Raw genomic sequence first — 19,054 nt, forward strand, 5'->3', positions numbered from 1 at the left:
GACGGTACGGTCAGTACGACTTCGGCAGCCCGAGCACCTTCTCCGCGATGTAGCACAGGATCAGTTGCGGACTCACGGGCGCGAGCCTCGGAATCATACACTCGCGCAGGTAGCGCTCGACATGGTATTCCTTCGCGTAGCCCATCCCGCCGTGCGTCGCGACCGCCGTCTGGCACGCCTGGAACGCGGCTTCCGCGCCGAGGTATTTCGCGGCGTTGGCCTCCGCGCCGCACGGCTGCCCCGCGTCGTAGCGCGTCGCGGCCTTCATCACCATCAGCCACGCGGCCTCGAGCTGCATCCACGCCTGCGCGAGCGGATGCTGGATCGACTGGTTCTGCCCGATCGGCCGGCCGAACACGACGCGCTCGCACGCGTACTGCGTCGCGCGGCGCAGCGCGGCCTGCCCGAGCCCGATCGCCTCCGCGGCGATCAGGATCCGTTCGGGATTCAGCCCGTGCAACAGGTAGCGGAAGCCGTCGCCTTCGTTGCCGATCAGGTCGCCTTCCGGTACGCGCAGGTTGTCGATGAACAGCAGGTTCGAATCGACCGCCTTGCGGCCCATCTTCTCGATCTCGCGCACCTCGACGCACGAGCGGTCGAGATCGGTATAGAACAGGCTCAGCCCGTCGGTCGGCTTCGCGACCTGGTCGAGCGGCGTGGTGCGCGCGATGATCAGCATCTTGTTGGCCACCTGCGCGGTCGAGATCCAGATCTTGCGCCCGCTCAGCACGTAGTGGTCGCCGTCCCGGCTGGCCTGCGTGGTCAGGTGCGTGGTGTCGAGGCCCGCATCGGGTTCGGTCACCGCGAAGCACGCCTTGTCGCGCCCGGCGATCAGCGGCGGCAGGAAGCGCGCCTTCTGCGCGTCGTTGCCGAACACCTGCACCGGGTTCAGCCCGAAGATGTTCATGTGGACGGCCGATGCGCCGGACAGGCCGGCGCCCGATGCGCTGATCGTGCGCATCATCAGCGCGGCCTCGGTCATCCCGAGCCCGGCGCCGCCATGGGCGGGGTCCATCGCGATGCCGAGCCAGCCAGCTTCGGCGAGCGCCGCGTGGAAATCGTCCGGGAACCCGCCCGCGCGATCGCGTTCGAGCCAGTAGTCGTCGCCGAAGCGCGCGCAGATTTTCTCGATCGCGCTTTCGATCGCGCGCTGGTCGTCGGTCAGGTCGAACTGCATGGAATGCACTCCCGGAAAAAGGCGAGCGGTCGCGCCGCTCTCAAGAAAACGCCATGCGGCACCGCGGTTTGCCCGCCGAAGGATGTCCCCGTGCGGGATGGCCCGCTCGGCGCGTCGGCACGAAGCGGCCAGTCTCGGGCGCTCACAACGGAAACACGCCCACGATCACCGCGGCGAACACCATCAGCACGGTGGCGGCGAACAGGAACGGAATCGTGAATTTCTGGTGCTCGGCCAGCTCGACGCCGGTCAGGCCGACGATCAGGAACGTCGCGGGCGTGAGCGGGCTCACCGGGAAGCCCGTCGTCATCTGGCCGAGCAGCGCGGCCTGCGCCATCTGGATCGGCGGCACGCCGAGCAGCTTCGCGCTTTCCGCGAGCACCGGCAGCACGCCGAAATAGAACGAATCGGGGTCGAACAGCAGGCTGAGCGGCATCGACAGCAACCCGAGCACGAACGGCATGTGACGCGCATGCTCGACCGGCACGTGCGCGACGACCACGTCCGCCATCGCCTTCAGCATCCCGGTGCCGGACATGATGCCGGTGAACGCGCCGGCCGCGAGCAGCACGCTCGCCATCATCAGCGCGGCCTTCGCATGCGCGTCGATCCGCTCGCGCTGGGCCTGCACGTCCGGGTAGTTGATCACGAGCGCGGCGACCGTGCCGAGCATGAACATCACCATCGGGTCGACGATGCCCGACACGAGCGTGACGAGCACGACGAGCGTCAGCAAGAGATTGATCCGGAAGCGCTCGGGCCGGCGCAACGCGCGTTCGGCGTCGGTCAGCGCGCGCGGCGCAATCGCGAGCGACGCCGCGCCGGCGCGATCGAGCCCGAGCCGCTTCGCCTCGCGCACGCCGAGCACGTACGCGGTGCCGAACACGAACACGAGCCCGACGATCTGCACCGGAATCATCGGCATGAAGATCGCGGAACCGGGAAGGTGCAGCGCCGCCGACGCGCGCAGCATCGGCCCGACCCACGGCAGGAAATTGACGCCGGCCGCCATCGACGCCACGCACGCGAGGATGCGGCGATCCATCCCGAGCCGCGTGTAGAGCGGCATCATCGCCGGCAGCGTGACGAGAAACGTGACGGCGCCCGAGCCGTCGAGATGGATCAGCAGCGCGAGCAGCGCCGAGCCCATCACGATGCGCGGCGGATGGCAGCCGATCACGCGCAGCACGCCCGCGATGATCGGATCGAGCAACCCCGCATCGGTGAGGATGCCGAAAAAAAGAATCGCAAAAACGAACATCCCGGCGATCGGGCCGATGTTCTGTACGCCGTGCACGATGAACTTGCCGGTCGCGAGCCCGAAACCGGCCGCGAGCGACGCGGCCACCGGCACGACGATCAGCGCGACGAGCGGCGACAGCCGTTTCGTGATGATCAGGCCGAACAGCGCGACGATGGCGATCGCGCCGATCCATGCAAGCATGATGCGTCTCCTCTTCAGCCGGTGCGCCTGTGCAGCGCCCGGCAGGGTGTTCGAAGGGGCGTGCGGCACGCATGGCCGTGCGGCGCCGTCGGGCGCACGGCACGGCCGGCGGCCGCGAAGCCGGTCAGTCCCGGTGTGCGGCGCGATCGCGGCCGTCAGCGTCGGCGAACACCTGCGCCGCGTGTTCGTTCAGCGCGGGCGGCGGCCGCCGGTACGTGGCGGGCGTGCGACCGAGCTTGATCGGCGACGCGATGCCGCGATGCCGGCCCAGCTCGACCTTCATCTCCCGATGCGCGACATGCGGATGATCGAGCGCCGCATCGAGCCCGAGCACCGGCGCGCACGGCACGCCGCGGCGCATCAGCTGCTCGGCGAGCGCCGCGCCGTCGTGTCCGGCCAGCGCCGTTTCGAGCCGCGCACGCAGTGCGGCGCGATTCGCGCTGCGCGCGCGGTTGTCGATGAAGCGTGGATCGTCGAGCCAGTCGCGCGTGCCGAGCACGTCGCACAGCCCCGCGAACTGCCCGTTGTTGCCGACCGCCAGAAAGATGTCGACGGTGGCCGTTGGAAAGCTGTCGTACGGCGTGATGTTCGGATGCGCGTTGCCGGTGCGCACGGGTGCCTTCCCCGAATGGAAGAAGTTCGGCGTATGGGGATGCAGGATCGACAGCGCGCAGTCGAACAGCGTCGATTCGACGAACTGGCCGCGGCCGCTCGCGTCGCGCTCGCGCAGCGCCATCAGCACGCCGAGCGCCGCGTTCAGCCCGGTGACGAGATCGACGATCGGCACGCCGACCCGCAGCGGCGCGCCGCCCGCTTCGCCATTGACGCTCATCAGCCCCGCGAGCGCCTGCACGGCCGCGTCGTAGCCGGGCAGCCCGCCGAGCGGGCCGTCCGCGCCGAAGCCCGACACGCGGCAATGAACGAGGCGCGGAAACCGCGCATGCAGCGCGTCGAAGCCGAGCCCCCAGCGCTCCATCGTGCCGATCTTGAAATTCTCGACGATGGCGTCCGCGTGTTCGAGCAGGCCGAGCAGCCGTTCGCGGTCGGCCGGTTGCGTCAGGTCGAGCGCGATGCCGAGCTTGTTGCGGTTCACGCCGAGGAAGTACGACGCGGTATCGCCGTCGAACGGCGGGCCCCACGTGCGCGTTTCGTCGCCGGACGGCGGTTCGACCTTGATCACTTCCGCGCCGTGGTCGGCCAGGATCTGCGTTGCATACGGGCCGCCCAGCACCCGCGACAGATCGATGATGCGCAATCCCGCCAGCGCGCCCTGCTGCTCGTGTTCCGCCATGCGTCCCGCTCCTGGTTCCGGTTGATCGGACGGCCGGTTCCGGTCGCCGCGCACCTGCGGCGCGGTTTCCCGGATTCGACGAATAATTCTTGTGTGTGAATTTATATTCACACTCGGGAATTGCGTTGTCAACCCCGGCGGCACCCTGAGGCCGGACGGAAGGCGCCGCCGTGCGCAAGTGGGGCCGATACCGAACACGACGCGGTTGCGATGGCGCCCCGCCATTCGCTAAGCTGGCGGGCCATCTTCATCTCGAAAAACAAGGCGGACGATTCATGAAACGGATACTGCTCGCGGCCTTCGTGCTGGCGTCGACGCTGGGCGTCGCCCACGCGCAAACCCAGACGTTCCATTTCGGCGAAGGACAGACGCAGATGCCGGGGGGCGCGCCGCAGGCGGCCTCACCGACCGCACGGCCCGCGCCCGCGCGCCGGCACGTCACGCCGCCGTCCCACCATCGGCGTGCCGTTCACAAGCGCCGCCAGCCGCGCCACGCGAAACCGGCGCGCAGCGGAATCTATACGCACGCGTGACCCGTTTTCGGTTCCGCGAAGCCGTGCACGGAACTGTCATGAACGGCCGCTAAGATCGGTGTGGGCGCCTGTACGCCGTCGCGGCCTGCCGCCGGGCAGCGGGCCGCCGACGCGCATTTTCTCCACGATTCAGCACCTGCTTTACCGAATATGAGTACCGGGCTGGACACTCTCGCCGTCATCAAGGAACGCGCCACGATCGTGTGCCGTCAGCGCAGCAGCGTGCTGCTGGTCGCCCGCGCCGCGTCGCGCTGGTCGCTGCCGGGCGGCACGATCCGGCGTGGCGAGACGCCGCTCGATGCTGCGCTGAGGGAGCTCGCGGAGGAAACGCGGCTGGAGGGGCTTGCGCTCGACTACGCGGTGCAGTTCGGCGGTCTGACCAAGCTCCATCACGTGTTCGTGGCCGACGTGCCGGCGCACCTGACGCCGCGCGCGAGCAACGAGATCGCCCGCTGCAAGTGGTTTACCGTCGACCGGCTCGACACGCTTCATGCGAGCGTGCCGACGCGCAAGATCATCGAGCTGCTGCGGCTCGAGTGTTTCTCGGCGAGCGCGAACGGCCGGCCGCGCTGACGCCGATATCACCCGCGCCGGTCACGTGCGCAGGAACGGGCCGGCCTTGCGCTCGAGCAGCGTGACGAGTTCGGGCTGCATGCAGGTGTAACGGTCGGGAATGTCGAGGCACACGATCTTCTTGTGCCGCAGATGCGTGCCGAATTGCGCCGCCAGCTGCGCCCGGTGGGTACGCTCCATCACGAACACGACATCGGCCCAGTCGAGCTGCTCGACGGACAGGCGCGTATCCGCGTCGGGCGCGAGGCCCGCCGAGTCGGTTTCGACGTCCGGCCAGGCGGCGAATACCGCTTCGGCGGTCGGGCTGCGCAGCCGGTTGCGGCTGCAGATGAAGAGCGCCCGCATCATGTCGCTTCGCGATTGCCCGACACCGCCCTGCTCACCCTTGCGCAATCGCGCCCGGCCGGATGTACGCGAGCATGTGCGGCACGTAGTCGGCCTTGCCGAGTTCGACGCCATGATGGCGCAGGATCGCGTACGCGGCGATCGCGTGGAAGTAGAACTGCGGCAGCGCCCAGTCGCGCGCGTACTGTTCGCCCGTCATGTCGAACGCGATCCCGTTTGGCATCTCGAGCGCGATCGGCAGCGCGGCGCCGCCGTCGAGCGCATCCGGCGCGAGTTCGCCGAGAAAGGCGAGCGTGCCGGCGACGATCGCCTGCGCGTCGGCGAGCGAGCCGGGTTGCGCATCCGCCTTCCATCCCGCCTCGCGCAATGCCAGCAGCGCAGCCGGCACCGGTTCGCCACGCAGCCGGTGGACGGGCTCCATCGCCTGGAAACACGAGAAGCGCACCTGTGCCGCGAGCGGATACATGTCGGGCGCCAGCTTCAGCGCCATCGCCGCGTCGGGCGCGTCGCCCGCGGCCTGCCGGTGCGCGGCAGCCTTGTCGAGCCACGCGGTCTGCGCGCGCAGCAGCTGGGTAAACGTCGGAACGAGAAGTTGGGTCGGTGACACGCGTGCGCTCCTATGTTGTGGTTTGCGCCACGATAGCAGCGTCGGCACGAACCTGCATCCTGGCCTGGGCGATGAGCGCCATGCGATGCGGATCGGGTGAGGTGGCGCGTGACACGGGTGAGTGCACCCCGACGCGGGACGCTGACGGCGCGCGGCCGCATCCACGCAACCTCAGGGCTTGCCGTGTCGCGCCAGGAACCGGTCGAGCTGCGATGCAAACGCCTTGCCGTCGCGCGCGCTGAACGGCGCCGGCCCGCCCGTGTCGATGCCCGCGCTGCGCAGCTGATCCATCATCGCGCGCGTCGACAGGCGTTCCTCGATGTTCTCGCGGCTGAACCAGTTACCGCGCGGGTCGAGCGCATGCGCGCCCTTGTCGAGCACGGCGGCGGCCAGCGGGATGTCGGCGGTAATCACGAGGTCGCCCGCTTCCACCAGCTCGACGATGCGCGCATCGGCCACGTCGAAGCCGGCCGGCACCTGCACCGCCTTGATGAATGGCGACGGCGGCGTGCGCAGAAACTGGTTCGCGACCAGCGTCACGCCGATTTCGGCACGACGCGCGGCGCGAAACAGCATGTCCTTGATGACGGCGGGACACGCGTCGGCATCGACCAGTACTTGCATGGTGGAGTGTTCCAATGGGTTGAAGCAGAAGCGGCGATCATAGCGCACCGCCGGCCGGCCATCAGCCTGCTAGCCCGCGCACAGCGCATCGGCCATCACCCACTGCGCGCCCCACGCAGCGGCGAGCCGCGCGCCCCGCCCGATCCGTACGGCCACATCGTCGAAGTCGACGAACACGACGTGATCGGCCGCCGCGGGTTTCGCGGGCATCTCGCGCGTGCGTCCGTCGGACAGCACCCACAGCCAGCGCTGCTTGCCGGGCTCGCGCCGCGCCGCGCGCGCCAGCAATTGCGCGGCGGCCGCGATGCCGTCCGCGAGCGGCGTGCCGCCGCCGCCTTCGACGGGTTCGAGCCAGCGCGCATTCCACCAGCGCGGGACGGTCGGGCCAAAGCGTCGCGCGGCGCCGTTGCCGCCGAAGCAAATCAGCGCGGTTTCGACCCGGTCGCGCGCGGCCTGGTCGAAATACGCGACGATCAGCCCCTTCGCCAAGGCGAGCCGCTCGTGCGACAGCATCGACGCCGAACAGTCGAGCACGAAGCAATGCAGCGCGTGCGGCGTGCTGGCCCGTTTCTGGAAGCGCAGATGGCCGTGGTGCAGCGAATCGCCGCGTTTCGCGGCCAGTGTCGCCGGCCACGCCACGGCCGTGCCGGCGCGCGCCGTGCCCGGCACGCGCACGGCTGCGCCTGATTGCCATCGAGGACCGCGAACGAGGTTCGCGGCGGCGCCGGCTCGATGGCTCAGCGTTTTTTTAGCGGCAGCGGCACGACGCCTTTGACGTTGCGCAGCCCGGCCGCTTCGGGCGGCAGGTAGCCCCAGTCGCCCTGCGACGGCGTGGCATCGTCCTTCGCCGCGCCCGATGGATCGCCGGGGCGCTCGCGCGCATCGGGCGCACCGTGACCGTCGCGTTCGTCGTCGGGTTGCGGCGCGCCGGACGAGGGTGGCATGCCCGCGTGGCGCCGGTGCCGCAGCACCGCGTCGGCCACCCGCTCCACATGCGACACCGTCACCGCGCCGGCCTGCTCCAGCGCGGCGAGCGCGCGCGCCGCGCGCAGCATCACGAGATCGGCGCGCAGCCCGTCGACGGCCGCGTCGATACACAGCGCGCTGACGCGCGCATGGACCGCATCGTCGAAATCGAGCGCCACCAGCCGTGCGCGCGCCGCGTGAATCCGGTCGCCGAGCTCACGTTGCGCGGATGCATGGCGCGCGCGAAACGCATCCGGATCGAGATCGAATGCAAGCCGTGCCTTCACGATCCGCTCGCGCTGTGCGGCGTCGAAGCAGTTCTCCAGCTCGACCATCAAACCGAAGCGGTCGAGCAGTTGCGGACGCAGCTCGCCCTCCTCCGGATTCATCGTCCCGACGAGCACGAAGCGCGCATCGTGCGCGTGCGACACGCCATCGCGCTCGACGATGTTCACGCCGCTCGCGGCGACGTCGAGCAGCGTGTCGACGAGCCCGTCTGCGAGCAGGTTCACTTCGTCGACGTACAGCACGCCGAGATGCGCCCTCGCGAGGAGTCCCGGCCGGAAGCGCACGCCGTTTTCCGCGAGCGCATGCGCGAGATCGAGCGTACCCGTCACCTGCTCGTCGCTCGCCGACAGCGGCAGCGTGACGAACTGCCCTTCGGGCAGCAGCTCCGCGAGGCCGCGCGCCGCGGTCGATTTCGCGGTGCCGCGCGGCCCGCTCACGAGCACGCCGCCCAGCGACGGGTCGATCGCGGCGAGCAGCAGCGCCTGCTGCAGCGCATCCTGCGCGACGAGCGCCGCAAACGGAAAGACCGCGCGGGCGTGGTGCGTCGTCGGATCGGTCATCGCCGTCCTCCTTCCTGGAGTTGTTCGCTCGCGAGCCAGACCGCCTCGATCCGGTCGCGATAGTCGCCCGGCTGCTGCCACAGGCCGCGCTGCATCGCTTCGACGAAGCGTTCGCAGATGCCGTGCAGCGCCTTCGGGTTGTGCCGTTCGAGGAATGCGCGGGTGGCGTCGTCGAACAGGTACGCGTCGGCGACGAGCGCGTACTGGTGGTCGGACAGCACGCGCGCGGTCGCGTCATAGCCGTACAGGTAGTCGACGGTCGCCGCCATCTCGGCCGCGCCCTTGTAACCATGGCGCTTCACGCCGTCGAGCCATTTCGGGTTGACGACACGCGAGCGGATCACGCGCGCGATTTCCTCGCGCAGCGTGCGCATCCTCGGCGCGACCGGGTTCGCATGGTCGCCGTGGTAGATGCTCGGCTGCTGCCCGGACAGGTGCCGCACGGCCGCCGTCATCCCGCCCTGGAACTGGTAGTAGTCGTTCGAATCGAGGATGTCGTGCTCGCGGCTGTCCTGGTTCTGCACGACGACGTCGATCGTCGCGAGCCGCTCGCCGAACGCGTCGGCCGCGGCGTCGCCCGCGCTGTTCTGCGCGTACGCGTGGCCGCCCCACCGGCGGTAGGCGTCGGCGAGATCGGCGTCGGCCTGCCAGCGGCGCTGGTCGATCAGGTCCTGCAGGCCCGCGCCGTAGCTGCCCGGCCGCGCGCCGAACACGCGCCAGCCGGCGCGGCGCCGCGCCTCGTCCGGTGCCACGCCCCGTGCGATCCACGTCTCGCGTTCACGCTCGATGCGCGCACGGATCGGGTTCAGGTCCTCGGGCTCGTCGAGCGCGGCCACGGCCTGCACGGCCGCGTCGAACAGGTGCATCAGGTTCGGGAACGCGTCGCGGAAGAAGCCCGAAACGCGCAGCGTCACATCGATGCGCGGCCGGTCGAAGATCTCGATCGGCAGGATCTCGAAGTCGGTCACGCGGTGGCTGCCGTGCGCCCATTTCGGCCGTACGCCGAGCAGCGCGAATGCCTGCGCGATGTCATCGCCACCGGTGCGCATCGTCGCCGTGCCCCATACCGAGAGGCCGATTGCGCGCGGATAGTCGCCGTGATCCTGCAGATGACGCTCGATCAGTTGCTGCGCGGATTTCAGGCCGAGCGACCATGCGGCCTGCGTAGGCACCGCGCGCGTGTCGACCGAGTAGAAGTTGCGGCCGGTCGGCAGCACGTCGGGGCGGCCGCGCGACGGCGAGCCGCTCGGCCCCGGCGGCACGAAGCGGCCGTCGAGCCCGCGCAGCAGCTGACGCATTTCCTCGCCGCCGCACGCGTCGAGCGCGGGCAGCAGCGTCGCGCGCACGCGTTCGATCACGGCGAGCGTGTGCGGCCAGTCGCCGGGAGGCGTCGCATCGGCGCCCGTGTTGCCGCGGTCGGCTGTGCACAACCCGTCGAGCCAGTGCTGCGCAAGCCGCTCGAGCCGCTCGCGCGTATCGCCCGCATGGCGCCACGGCGATGCGTCGAGCGCCTGCAGGATCGCCGGGCGCGGGCCGGCCCACGGCGCGGCCCAGTCGGCCGCGAGCGGATCGAAATCGTCGCCGAGCGCGAGATCGCGCGCGAGCGCCCCGATCAGCCCCGCCCGCGCTCCCTTGCCGTCGCCGACCGGAAAGCGTGCGAGCGCGAGCAGCGTGTCGCGCCGCTGGCGCGCGGCCGGCGATACGCCGAACACGTGCAGCCCGTCGCGAATCTGTGCTTCCTTCAGCTCGCACAGCCACGCGTCGACGCGCGTGAGCAGCGCATCCTCGTCGCCCGTATCGCGCGGCGGCGACACGCTCAGTTCGTCATGCAAACGATGCTCGGCGATCGTGGCAAGGATCGTCTTGCGCAGCAGCTTCGCGCGCCGCCCATCGACCATCAGCGCTTCGTAGTATTCGTCGACCTGCCGTTCGAGATCCTGCAGCGGCCCGTAGTTTTCCGCGCGGGTGAGCGGCGGCATCAGGTGATCGACGATCACGGCCTGCGCGCGGCGCTTCGCCTGGCTGCCCTCGCCCGGATCGTTGACGATGAACGGGTACAGGTGCGGCAGCGGCCCGAGCGTCAGGTCGGGCCAGCACGCGTCGGACAGCGCGACGCTCTTGCCCGGCAGCCATTCGAGGTTGCCGTGCTTGCCGAGGTGGATGACCGCGTCGATGCGATACGCGTCGCGCAGCCAGAAATAGAACGCGAGATACGCGTGCGGCGGCACGAGATCCGCGTCGTGGTAGCTCGCGTAATCGTTCTCGCCGCGCGAGCGCGACGGCTGGATGCCGACGAACACGTTGCCCGCGCGCCAGCCGGCGATCGTGAAGCGCCCTTGCCGCAGCGTCGGGTCGGCTTCGGGCGGGCCCCAGCGTGCGTTCAATGCGTCGCGCACGGCCGCCGGCAGCCGCGCGAAACGGGCGACGTAGTCGGCCAGCGGGAAGCTCTGGAATGCGGGGCGCAGCGCGTGCACCGCCGTGTCGTTGGTCACGCCTTCGGTGAGCCGTGCGATCAGCGCGTCGCCGTCGGGCGGCAGGTCGGCCACCGCATAGCCCGCATCGCGCAACGCCGCGAGCACGCGCAGCGCGGACGCCGGCGTGTCGAGCCCGACGCCGTTGCCGATCCGCCCTTCGCTTTGCGGATAGTTCGCGAGAATCAGCGCGATGCGCTTGTCGGCGTGGTCGACCGTGCGCAGCCGGCACCAGCCGCGCGCGAGCGCCGCGACGAACGCGATCCGCTCGGCATCCGGCTGGTAGCGCACGACGTCGACCTCGGTGTGCGGGCAGCGGTACGCGAGCCCCTTGAAGCTCACCGCGCGCGTGACGATGCGCCCGTCGACCTCGGGCAGCGCGATGTGCATCGCGATGTCGCGCGCATGCAGACCCTGGTTGTCGGCCACCCACGCATCGCGATTGCCGCCGGACAGGATCACCTGCAAGACCGGCGCGTCGCCGGCGAGCACGTCGTGTTCGGGGCTGTCGATCGCGCCGGCCGCGAACGCGGTCGTGTTCAGCACGAGCGCGACGTCGTGCGTGTCGCAGAGCTGCGTGATGACTTCGCGGCTTACCGCGTCCTTCAGCGACGTGACCGCGATCGGCAGCGGATTCAGCCCTGCGTCGACGAGCGCATCGGCCAGCGCGTCGAACACGGCCGTGTTCGCGGCCTGCCAGTGCGCGCGATAGAACAGGATCGCGACGACGGGCGCACCGGGCGTCCAGCGCGGCCGCCAGTCGTCGACGCTCGCGCGGGCGCGCGCCGGGTGGTACAGCGCGGCGGCCGGCAGCGGGCGCGGCAGCTCGGGTTCGTCGCCGAAGCCGAGCGTGTGGAATGCAATGCTGCGCAGCAGCGCCTCGGCGTTGTGCGCGCCGCCTTCGCGCAGGTAGCGCCACCACAGCCGGCACAGGTCGGGCGCGACGGTGCTCTTCGCGACGAGGTTCGGGTCTTCCTGCAGGTCGCCCGAAAACATCGCGAGCTGCTGCCTGCGCTTCGACGCGAGCGACACGGCCTGCTCGATCCCGTACGGCCAATACGCCTCGCCGCCGAGATGATCGATCACGACCGACTTCGCATGCTGCAGCACGTCGTCGACGTAGAAGTCGACCGACGCCGGCTGCCGCAGGAACGTGACGTTCGCGAGCCGCACGCTCGGGAAGCCGGCCGGCAGATGCGGCACGACGCTCGCGAGCAGCGACAGCGTCGTGTCGGCCGAGCTCAGGATCACGATGTCGGCCGGGCGCTGGTCGATCCGGACGACGCCCTGCGTATCGTCGACGAAGCCGCCCGGCGTGGTGCGCAACAGATGCATCGTGCGTTACGCCTGTAGCGGCTCGGCCGCGCACGCGGCATCGAACGCGCGTTGCAGCGCGGCCGCGTCGAGATCCTCGCCGATCAGCACGAAGCGGCTCGCGCGCGTTTCGCCGTCCTGCCAGCGGCGATCGAAATAGCTGTCGAAGCGGCGGCCGACGCCCTGGATCACGAGCCGCATCGGCGCGCCGGGCAGCGCGGCGAAACCTTTCGCGCGGTAGATCGTGTGCGCCTCGACGACGCGCTGCAGCGCGGCGATCGTCGCTTCGCGCGTGCCGGCGTCGCCCGACACGACCACCGAGTCGAAATCGTCGTGATGATGATCGTGATCGCCGTCGTCGGCCGAGCCGTGATGGTCGTGACGCAGGTGGATCGTTGCTTCCGATGCCGATTCGAGACCGAGCAGCATCGCGAGATCGAGCTCGCCGCGCGTCGCGCGCACGATCTTCACCTCCGGCGGGATCTCGTCGCGGATCGCCGTTTCGATCTGCGCGAACGCCGCGCCGTCGACGAGATCGGCCTTGTTCACGATCACGAGATCGGCGGACGACAGTTGATCGGCGAACAGCTCGTGCAGCGGCGATTCGTGGTCGAGATTCGGATCGGCGCGGCGCTGCGCGTCGACGGCCTGCGGGTTTTCCGCGAACTGGCCGCTGGCAGCGGCCGGCCCGTCGACCACGGTCACGACCGCATCGACCGTGAAGCTGTTGCGGATCGTCGGCCAGTTGAACGCCTGCACGAGCGGCTTCGGCAGCGCGAGGCCCGACGTCTCGATCAGCACGTGGTCGATGTCCGCGCGGCGCTCGACGAGCGCTTCCATCACCGGATAGAACTCTTCCTGCACCGTGCAGCACAGGCAGCCGTTCGCGAGTTCGTAGAGCTGGCCGGACGCTTCGCCCTGCGCGCCGTCGGCATCCTCGCAGCCGATGCCGCAGCCCTTGAGGATTTCGCCGTCGATGCCGAGCTCGCCGAATTCGTTGACGATCACCGCGATGCGGCGGCCTTCGGCGTGCTGCAGGATGTGGCGCATCAGCGTGGTCTTGCCGCTGCCGAGAAAGCCCGTGACGATCGTGACGGGAAGCTTGCGTAGGGTCATGGTAGGTCCAGTGTCGAAAATGGAATCAGGCCGGGATCGTCGCGTCGATAGCGGCGTGGCAGTTCATCTGGCGGATCGCGGGCAGGCCGCCGCGCGATCCGCACGGACAGTCGCGGGGCGGGCGGAACGACGAATCGGACATGGTGCTTCCTTGCGAACGGTCGACATCGTGAATGCCAACACGGCTGCCGCCGGCCCGGCTCGCGCAGCCGACCGTTCCCCGCGACGGCCGGCGCGGGTTCGCGCATGGGCAGATCGGCGGAGGAAGCGGGCAACATGCGGGCGTCGGGCCTGCTGCGGCCGTGGACGATGCGCCGCCTCCCCGCGGCGCTGAACCCCAATGTTTAGGCCGGTATCCGGGCTGACGAACACGCCGCTTCGCCTTCCCGGATGCGCGCGGCATCCAGTGGCGGTCGTCCGCATGCGCGCGGCATGCGGCGAAGCGGCGTTGCGTGGCGCTTGCGCGCGACGCGTTCGCTTACCGTTGCGGGGGCAGCACAGGTTGGCTCGACTGCGGCGCAGGCGCGCGCCCTGTTTCCCGTTTAACTGCGCGCACCGGAGCGGCGCGCGCGAGCACCAAAACGCGTGCGAGTGTAGGCGGCGGTGCGGGGAGCGTCAAGGCGAAGCGGGCCGCCCGGCCCGGTTGCGGATGGCCGGCGCGCAGGGCTGGAAGCCGTGCGCGGCGGTTCGCGCGGGTGGATCGCTGTGCTATCGTAGCGCCGCGTTCGGTGCTCGCATGCGCATTCCGCGCCTGCAGTTAAACGGGAAACAGGAGGCGGCCTGCCGCCCGGCCTGTGCTGTCCCCGCAACGGTACGCCGCCCGCGCGACGCGCTTCCCCGCGCACGCGCCCATGCCGCCCACGATGCCACTGCCCTTCAGCCGGGCGGGAAGGCTGCGGCCTGGCAAGCGGCCAGCCCGGATACCGGCCGACGCAAGGGGCGAGCTCGACGCTCGCCGAACGCCCGATCCGCGGGGGACGGATGGGTGCGCATTCCGCCCGCGTCCGCGCGGGCTTCGTTCGATCCGCCATGCGTGACCTGTCTGCCGGCCGCCACCGCGCTGCCCGCCTGCCCTGTTCCACTGTTTCGACACGGTGCGCGCCGTGCCGCGCCCGATGAGCCGCGCGTGGCTCGTCGGCGCCGGCCCCGGCGACGCCGACCTGCTGACGCTCAAGGCCGTCCACGCGATCGGCGCGGCGGACGTGCTGCTCGTCGACGATCTCGTGAATCCCGACGTACTGCGCCATGCGCGAGCCGATGCGCACATCGAGCACGTCGGCAAGCGCGGCGGTCATGCATCGACGCCGCAGGCGGCGATCGTCGCTGCGATGCTCGCGCATCTGCGCGCGGGCCGCAGCGTCGCGCGGCTCAAGGGCGGCGACCCGTTCGTGTTCGGCCGCGGCGGCGAGGAACTGGCCGCGCTCGGCGCGGCGGGATTCCCGGTCGAAGTCGTGAACGGCGTCACCGCGGGCATCGCCGCGCCGGCCGCCATCGGCATCCCGGTCACGCAGCGCGGCGACGCGCAGGGCGTGATCTTCGTCACGGGCCACGGCGCGGGCGCCGACGAGCCCGACTGGCGCGCGCTCGCGGCCACGCGCATGACGATCGTCATCTATATGGGCATCCGCCGGCTCGACGCGATTGCAACCGCGCTGCGCGAAGGCGGTTTGCCCGGCGATACGCCGTGCGCGGCGATCGAGCATGCGACGCGCCCCGAACAGCGGCACGTGCTCGCGACGCTCGATACGCTCGTCGAACGCGTCGGCGCAACCGGCATCGGTTCGCCGGCGATCGTCGTGATCGGCCGCGTCGCGGCGTTCGCCGACGCTCCCGCGGTACGTGCCGCGCTCGGCGGCCGCGCATGATGCGTGTCGCGCTCGGCATCGGTTTCCGAGCAGGCGCAACGGCCGCGCAACTCGATGCCGCGATCCGCGCGGCGCTGACGCTGTATCCGGCCGCCGAACCGGCGCTCGTTGCCACGCTCGCCGACAAGGCGCGTGCCCGCGCGCTGCGCACGCTGTGCGCGCGACGCGGCTGGCCGCTCGTCGCGTTCGACGCGGCGCACCTTGCGCGCCATCCCGAACTGGCCGCGAGCGGCCCGTCGGATGCCGCGCTCGCCCGCTTCGGTGTCGCGGGCGTGGCCGAGCCGTGCGCGCGGCTCGCGGCGCCGCACGGCCGGCTGCTGGGCCCCAAATCCATCCGGGACGGTGTGACGGTCGCACTCGCCGGCCCGCTCTGAACCCTTTTGTTTCGCTTTCTTTCGACAGGACGAATCCGATGAAAACCGACGCCGAATCCCATCAACGGATGACCGAACGCCGCCGCGCGGGCCACGAGAAGAAGCAGGCCGCCGCCGTCAACGAAAAGGGCCTGCTGATCGTCAACACCGGCAACGGCAAGGGCAAGAGCACGGCCGCGTTCGGCATGGCGGTGCGCGTGCTCGGCCACGGCATGCGGCTCGGCGTCGTGCAATTCATCAAGGGCGCGCTGCACACGTCCGAGCGCGACTTCCTCGGCGCGGTGGCCGAGTGCGATTTCGTGACGATGGGCGACGGCTATACGTGGAACACGCAGAACCGCGACGCCGACATCGCGACCGCGCGCAAGGGCTGGGACGAGGCGCGCCGGATGATCGAGAGCGGCGACTACCGGATGGTGATCCTCGACGAGCTGAACACGGTGCTCAAGTACGAATACCTGCCGCTCGACGAAGTGCTCGCAACGCTGGCCGCGCGGCCCGATTCGGTGCACGTCGTCGTGACCGGACGGCATGCGCCCGATGCGCTGATCGAGGCGGCCGACCTCGTCACCGAAATGCGGCTCGTCAAGCATCCGTACAAGGAACAGGGCGTGAAGGCGCAGCGCGGCGTGGAGTTCTGAGCATGCCCGCCTGCCCCGCGCTGTTCGTCAGTGCGCCCGCGTCGGGCCAGGGCAAGACGTCGGTGACGGCGGGTCTTGCTCGATTGCACCGCCGGCGCGGCCGGCGCGTGCGCGTATTCAAGAGCGGGCCCGATTTTCTCGATCCGATGCTGCTCGAGCGCGCGAGCGGCGCGCCCGTGCATGCGCTCGACCTCGGGATGGTCGGCGAGGCCGGCTGCCGTGCGCTGCTTGCCGACGCCGCGCGCGAGGCGGACCTGATCCTGATCGAAGGCGTGATGGGGCTGTTCGACGGCACGCCGAGCAGTGCCGACCTCTCGGCCGCGTTCGGCGTGCCGGTCGTCGCGGTGATTTCCGCGAAGTCGATGGCGCAGACGTTCGCGGCGATCGCGTTCGGGCTCGCGCGGTTCCGGCCGGGGCTGCCGTTTCACGGCGTGCTGGCGAATCGCGTCGGCTCGGCCCGGCACGCGGAACTGCTGCAACAGGCGCTGCCCGACGACCTGCGCTGGCTCGGGCACGTGCCGGCCGACGCGGGCATCGCGTTGCCGGAGCGGCATCTCGGCCTGCACCAGCCGAACGACATCGACGATCTCGACGCGCGGCTCGATCGCGCGGCCGACGTGCTCGCGCACACGGCGCTTGCCGAATTGCCGCCGGCTGTCGGGTTCGCGGAACCGGAGGCGGCAGCGCCGCTGCCGCGTGCGCTCGCCGGCAAGCGGATCGCGGTGGCGCGCGATGTCGCTTTTTCGTTCATCTATCCGGCGAATCTCGCGTTGCTCGACAGGCTCGGCGCGCAGGTGCGATGCTTCTCGCCGCTCGCCGACGAACCCGTGCCGGACGGCTGCGATGCGCTGTTCCTGCCGGGCGGCTATCCGGAGCTGCATGCGGCGACCCTCGCGGCGAACGCCGCGACCGCGCGGTCGATTCGCGCGCACGCGGCAGCGGGCAAGCCGGTCGTCGCGGAATGCGGCGGGATGGTGTACCTGTGTGAATCGCTGACCGATGTGGACGGCGCGACGACGCCGATGCTCGGACTGTTGCCGGGTCAGGCAACGATGCAGCGCCGGTTTGCCGCGCTCGGCATGCAGCAGCTCGATACGCGCAGCGGGACGATGCGCGGCCACACGTTCCATTATTCGCGGCTCGCGACGCCGCTCGAACCGGTCGCGAGCGCCGCGCGGCCCGACGCGATGTCGGGTAGCGGCGAAGCCGTCTATCGACGCGATGCGATCGTCGCGACGTACATGCACATGTACTGGCCGTCGAATCCGGAAGCGGTCGTGGCGATGTTCAGCGGGGAATCGTTCTAGACTCGGGACGGCTCAAGTCATGCCGGGATTGCGCGCCCCGTCGCAACAATCCCGGGCGTACTTTATGCGGCTGCGGATGGTGTTCGATTCGCGCGTCGCCCGCATCCGGGCCAGGACGGCCTTGCTGTCGAACGGCTTGGCCGCGCCCGATGCCTCCCCGGCCATCGACGCTTCCTGCCATGCTCGCCCCTGCGTTTCGCGTGACTCGAGAAGCCGCCAACCGGCTCGTACGACGGGTCACGCCAGGAACGCCTCCGCCAGCTTCACCCAGTACGACGCGCCGGTTGGCAGCGCCGCGTCGTTGAAGTCGTAGCCGGGGTTGTGCACCATGCAGCCCCCTTCCCCGTCGCCATTGCCGATGATCAGGTAGCAGCCCGGCCGCTTCTCGAGCAGGAACGCGAAATCCTCGCTGCCGGTGAGCGGCACCATCTCGTCGATCAGGTTCGCGTCGCCCACCCACTCGCGTGCGACGTTGCGCGCGAACGCGGTCATTTCCGCATCGTTGACGAGCACCGGGTAGCGGCGCTGGTAGTCGATCGTCGCGGTCGCGCCGAACACGGCGGCCTGCGCATGGACGACCTCCTTGATGCGCGTCTCGAGCAGGTCGCGTACCTCGGGCTTCAACGCGCGCACCGACAGGCGCATCTGCGCGCGATCGGGAATCACGTTCGGCGCCTCGCCCGCGTGGATTGCGCCGACCGTGACGATCGCCATGTCGAGCGGCGGCACGTTGCGCGACACGATCGTCTGCAGCGCGATGACGATCTGCGCGCAGACGACCACCGGATCGACCGCCTTGTGCGGCACCGCGCCGTGGCCGCCACGCCCCTGCACGTCGACGATCACCGTATCCGACGACGCCATGAACGACCCCGGCAGGAAACCGAACTTGCCGGTCGGGAAGCCGGGCATGTTGTGCATCGCGAAGATCGCGTCGCACGGGAACAGCTCGAACAGCCCTTCGTCGAGCATCTTCTTCGCGCCGCCGAGCCCTTCCTCGGCCGGCTGGAAAATCAGGTTCAGCGTGCCCGAGAAGCGGCGCTCGCGGGCAAGATGCTTCGCGGCCGCGAGCAGCATCGCCGTGTGGCCGTCGTGGCCGCACGCGTGCATCTTGCCGGCGATCTTGCTCTCGTACGGCAGGCCCGTGGCCTCGTGGATCGGCAGTGCGTCCATGTCGGCGCGCAGGCCGAGGCGCCGCGCGCCGTCGCCGACCTTCAACTGCGCGACGACGCCCGTGCCGCCGAGCCCGCGGTGCACCGTGTAGCCCCACGACTGCAACTGCTCCGCGACGAGGTCGCTCGTCGCGAATTCCTCGAAGCCGAGCTCGGGGTGGGCATGGATGCGGTGCCGGATCTCGATCATTTCGTCGGCGAGGCCTGCGGGAATCACGCTGTGCGTCACGGTGTCGTCTCCTGATGTGCGGTGGTGCTGCCGGGATGTGCAGGCAAGGATAGTCCGTTCAACGGCAACCGAGCAGACGGAAAGTTGTCGCGGTAGCAACTCGCAGTTGCCATATTGAGAACGGTGCGCGAGCCGCGCAAGCTGGCCGTCCGGACGA

The 19,054-nt window shown here is 70.1% G+C and carries 17 protein-coding genes, 1 pseudogene and 2 riboswitches; of the genes and pseudogenes, 6 read left to right on the forward strand and 12 right to left on the reverse strand.

The window, feature by feature from the left end:
- Positions 1-10 precede the first annotated feature (10 nt).
- From HWX36_RS23895 to HWX36_RS23905, 3 genes are all read right to left on the reverse strand, one after another.
- Positions 11-1,177 (reverse strand): acyl-CoA dehydrogenase family protein, encoded by a 1,167-nt coding sequence (locus HWX36_RS23895; RefSeq protein ID WP_175955350.1) that lies wholly within the window; start codon positions 1,175-1,177, stop codon positions 11-13.
- Between the two features lie 142 nt (positions 1,178-1,319).
- Entirely contained in the window at positions 1,320-2,621 is a 1,302-nt protein-coding gene (locus HWX36_RS23900; protein ID WP_175955352.1) for a citrate:proton symporter, read from the reverse strand.
- Positions 2,622-2,745: 124 nt separating this feature from the next.
- Positions 2,746-3,912: a CoA transferase gene (locus tag HWX36_RS23905; protein WP_175955354.1), complete on the reverse strand. Its 1,167-nt coding sequence runs from the start codon at positions 3,910-3,912 to the stop codon at positions 2,746-2,748.
- Between the two features lie 275 nt (positions 3,913-4,187).
- On the opposite strand from HWX36_RS23905, the gene HWX36_RS23910 reads away from it, so the two are divergent.
- On the forward strand, positions 4,188-4,445 hold the full coding sequence (locus HWX36_RS23910; RefSeq protein ID WP_175955356.1) for a hypothetical protein: 258 nt from the start codon (positions 4,188-4,190) through the stop codon (positions 4,443-4,445).
- 150 nt (positions 4,446-4,595) lie between these two features.
- Complete coding sequence (locus HWX36_RS23915) at positions 4,596-5,018, forward strand: NUDIX domain-containing protein (protein WP_175955358.1); 423 nt, start codon at positions 4,596-4,598, stop codon at positions 5,016-5,018.
- A gap of 21 nt (positions 5,019-5,039) precedes the next feature.
- Here the strand turns inward: HWX36_RS23915 and HWX36_RS23920 are convergent, their stop codons facing one another.
- The 7 genes from HWX36_RS23920 to cobW form a co-directional block, all read right to left on the reverse strand.
- Positions 5,040-5,366 (reverse strand): low molecular weight protein tyrosine phosphatase family protein, encoded by a 327-nt coding sequence (locus HWX36_RS23920; protein ID WP_175955359.1) that lies wholly within the window; start codon positions 5,364-5,366, stop codon positions 5,040-5,042.
- A gap of 31 nt (positions 5,367-5,397) precedes the next feature.
- Complete coding sequence (locus tag HWX36_RS23925) at positions 5,398-5,970, reverse strand: DUF1993 domain-containing protein (protein WP_175955361.1); 573 nt, start codon at positions 5,968-5,970, stop codon at positions 5,398-5,400.
- Positions 5,971-6,141: 171 nt separating this feature from the next.
- Positions 6,142-6,594, reverse strand: a complete 453-nt coding sequence (locus HWX36_RS23930; RefSeq protein ID WP_174991485.1) for a YaiI/YqxD family protein — start codon at positions 6,592-6,594, stop codon at positions 6,142-6,144.
- Positions 6,595-6,663: 69 nt separating this feature from the next.
- Entirely contained in the window at positions 6,664-7,263 is a 600-nt protein-coding gene (locus HWX36_RS23935) for a VWA domain-containing protein (RefSeq protein ID WP_175955504.1), read from the reverse strand.
- Between the two features lie 68 nt (positions 7,264-7,331).
- On the reverse strand, positions 7,332-8,408 hold the full coding sequence (locus HWX36_RS23940) for an ATP-binding protein (protein WP_175955363.1): 1,077 nt from the start codon (positions 8,406-8,408) through the stop codon (positions 7,332-7,334).
- The gene (cobN, locus tag HWX36_RS23945; RefSeq protein WP_175955365.1) at positions 8,405-12,214 is read right to left on the reverse strand and encodes a cobaltochelatase subunit CobN; all 3,810 of its coding nucleotides are present in this window, start codon (positions 12,212-12,214) and stop codon (positions 8,405-8,407) included. The genes HWX36_RS23940 and cobN overlap by 4 nt, the downstream gene beginning before the upstream one ends.
- 6 nt (positions 12,215-12,220) lie before the next feature.
- Positions 12,221-13,309, reverse strand: coding sequence for a cobalamin biosynthesis protein CobW (gene cobW, locus HWX36_RS23950; RefSeq protein ID WP_175955367.1), 1,089 nt, complete (start codon positions 13,307-13,309; stop codon positions 12,221-12,223).
- A gap of 329 nt (positions 13,310-13,638) precedes the next feature.
- Positions 13,639-13,905, reverse strand: a riboswitch (cobalamin riboswitch).
- Positions 13,906-14,018: 113 nt separating this feature from the next.
- A riboswitch (cobalamin riboswitch) is annotated at positions 14,019-14,256 on the forward strand.
- A gap of 168 nt (positions 14,257-14,424) precedes the next feature.
- Between cobW and cobA the strand changes: the two genes are divergently transcribed.
- Genes cobA through HWX36_RS23970 form a run of 4 tightly spaced genes read left to right on the forward strand, consistent with a single transcriptional unit; the run spans position 14,425 to position 17,496 of the window.
- Positions 14,425-15,174: a uroporphyrinogen-III C-methyltransferase gene (gene cobA / locus HWX36_RS23955; RefSeq protein ID WP_175955505.1), complete on the forward strand. Its 750-nt coding sequence runs from the start codon at positions 14,425-14,427 to the stop codon at positions 15,172-15,174.
- Positions 15,171-15,548, forward strand: a complete 378-nt coding sequence (locus tag HWX36_RS23960) for a cobalamin biosynthesis protein (RefSeq protein WP_175955369.1) — start codon at positions 15,171-15,173, stop codon at positions 15,546-15,548. Before cobA ends, HWX36_RS23960 begins: the two co-directional genes overlap by 4 nt.
- A gap of 38 nt (positions 15,549-15,586) precedes the next feature.
- Positions 15,587-16,189, forward strand: coding sequence for a cob(I)yrinic acid a,c-diamide adenosyltransferase (cobO, locus tag HWX36_RS23965; protein WP_175012900.1), 603 nt, complete (start codon positions 15,587-15,589; stop codon positions 16,187-16,189).
- A gap of 2 nt (positions 16,190-16,191) precedes the next feature.
- Positions 16,192-17,496, forward strand: coding sequence for a cobyrinate a,c-diamide synthase (locus HWX36_RS23970; protein WP_175955372.1), 1,305 nt, complete (start codon positions 16,192-16,194; stop codon positions 17,494-17,496).
- 12 nt (positions 17,497-17,508) lie between these two features.
- Here HWX36_RS23970 and HWX36_RS23975 read toward each other — a convergent pair.
- Both HWX36_RS23975 and HWX36_RS23980 read right to left on the reverse strand, forming a co-directional pair.
- Positions 17,509-17,730, reverse strand: a pseudogene (locus HWX36_RS23975) (type II toxin-antitoxin system ParD family antitoxin); the annotation flags it as partial.
- Between the two features lie 3 nt (positions 17,731-17,733).
- Complete coding sequence (locus HWX36_RS23980; protein WP_175955374.1) at positions 17,734-18,897, reverse strand: M20 aminoacylase family protein; 1,164 nt, start codon at positions 18,895-18,897, stop codon at positions 17,734-17,736.
- Between the last annotated feature and the right edge of the window lie 157 nt (positions 18,898-19,054).

The sequence above is a fragment of the Burkholderia sp. BCC0405 genome, assembly GCF_902833075.1.
Lineage (GTDB): Bacteria > Pseudomonadota > Gammaproteobacteria > Burkholderiales > Burkholderiaceae > Burkholderia.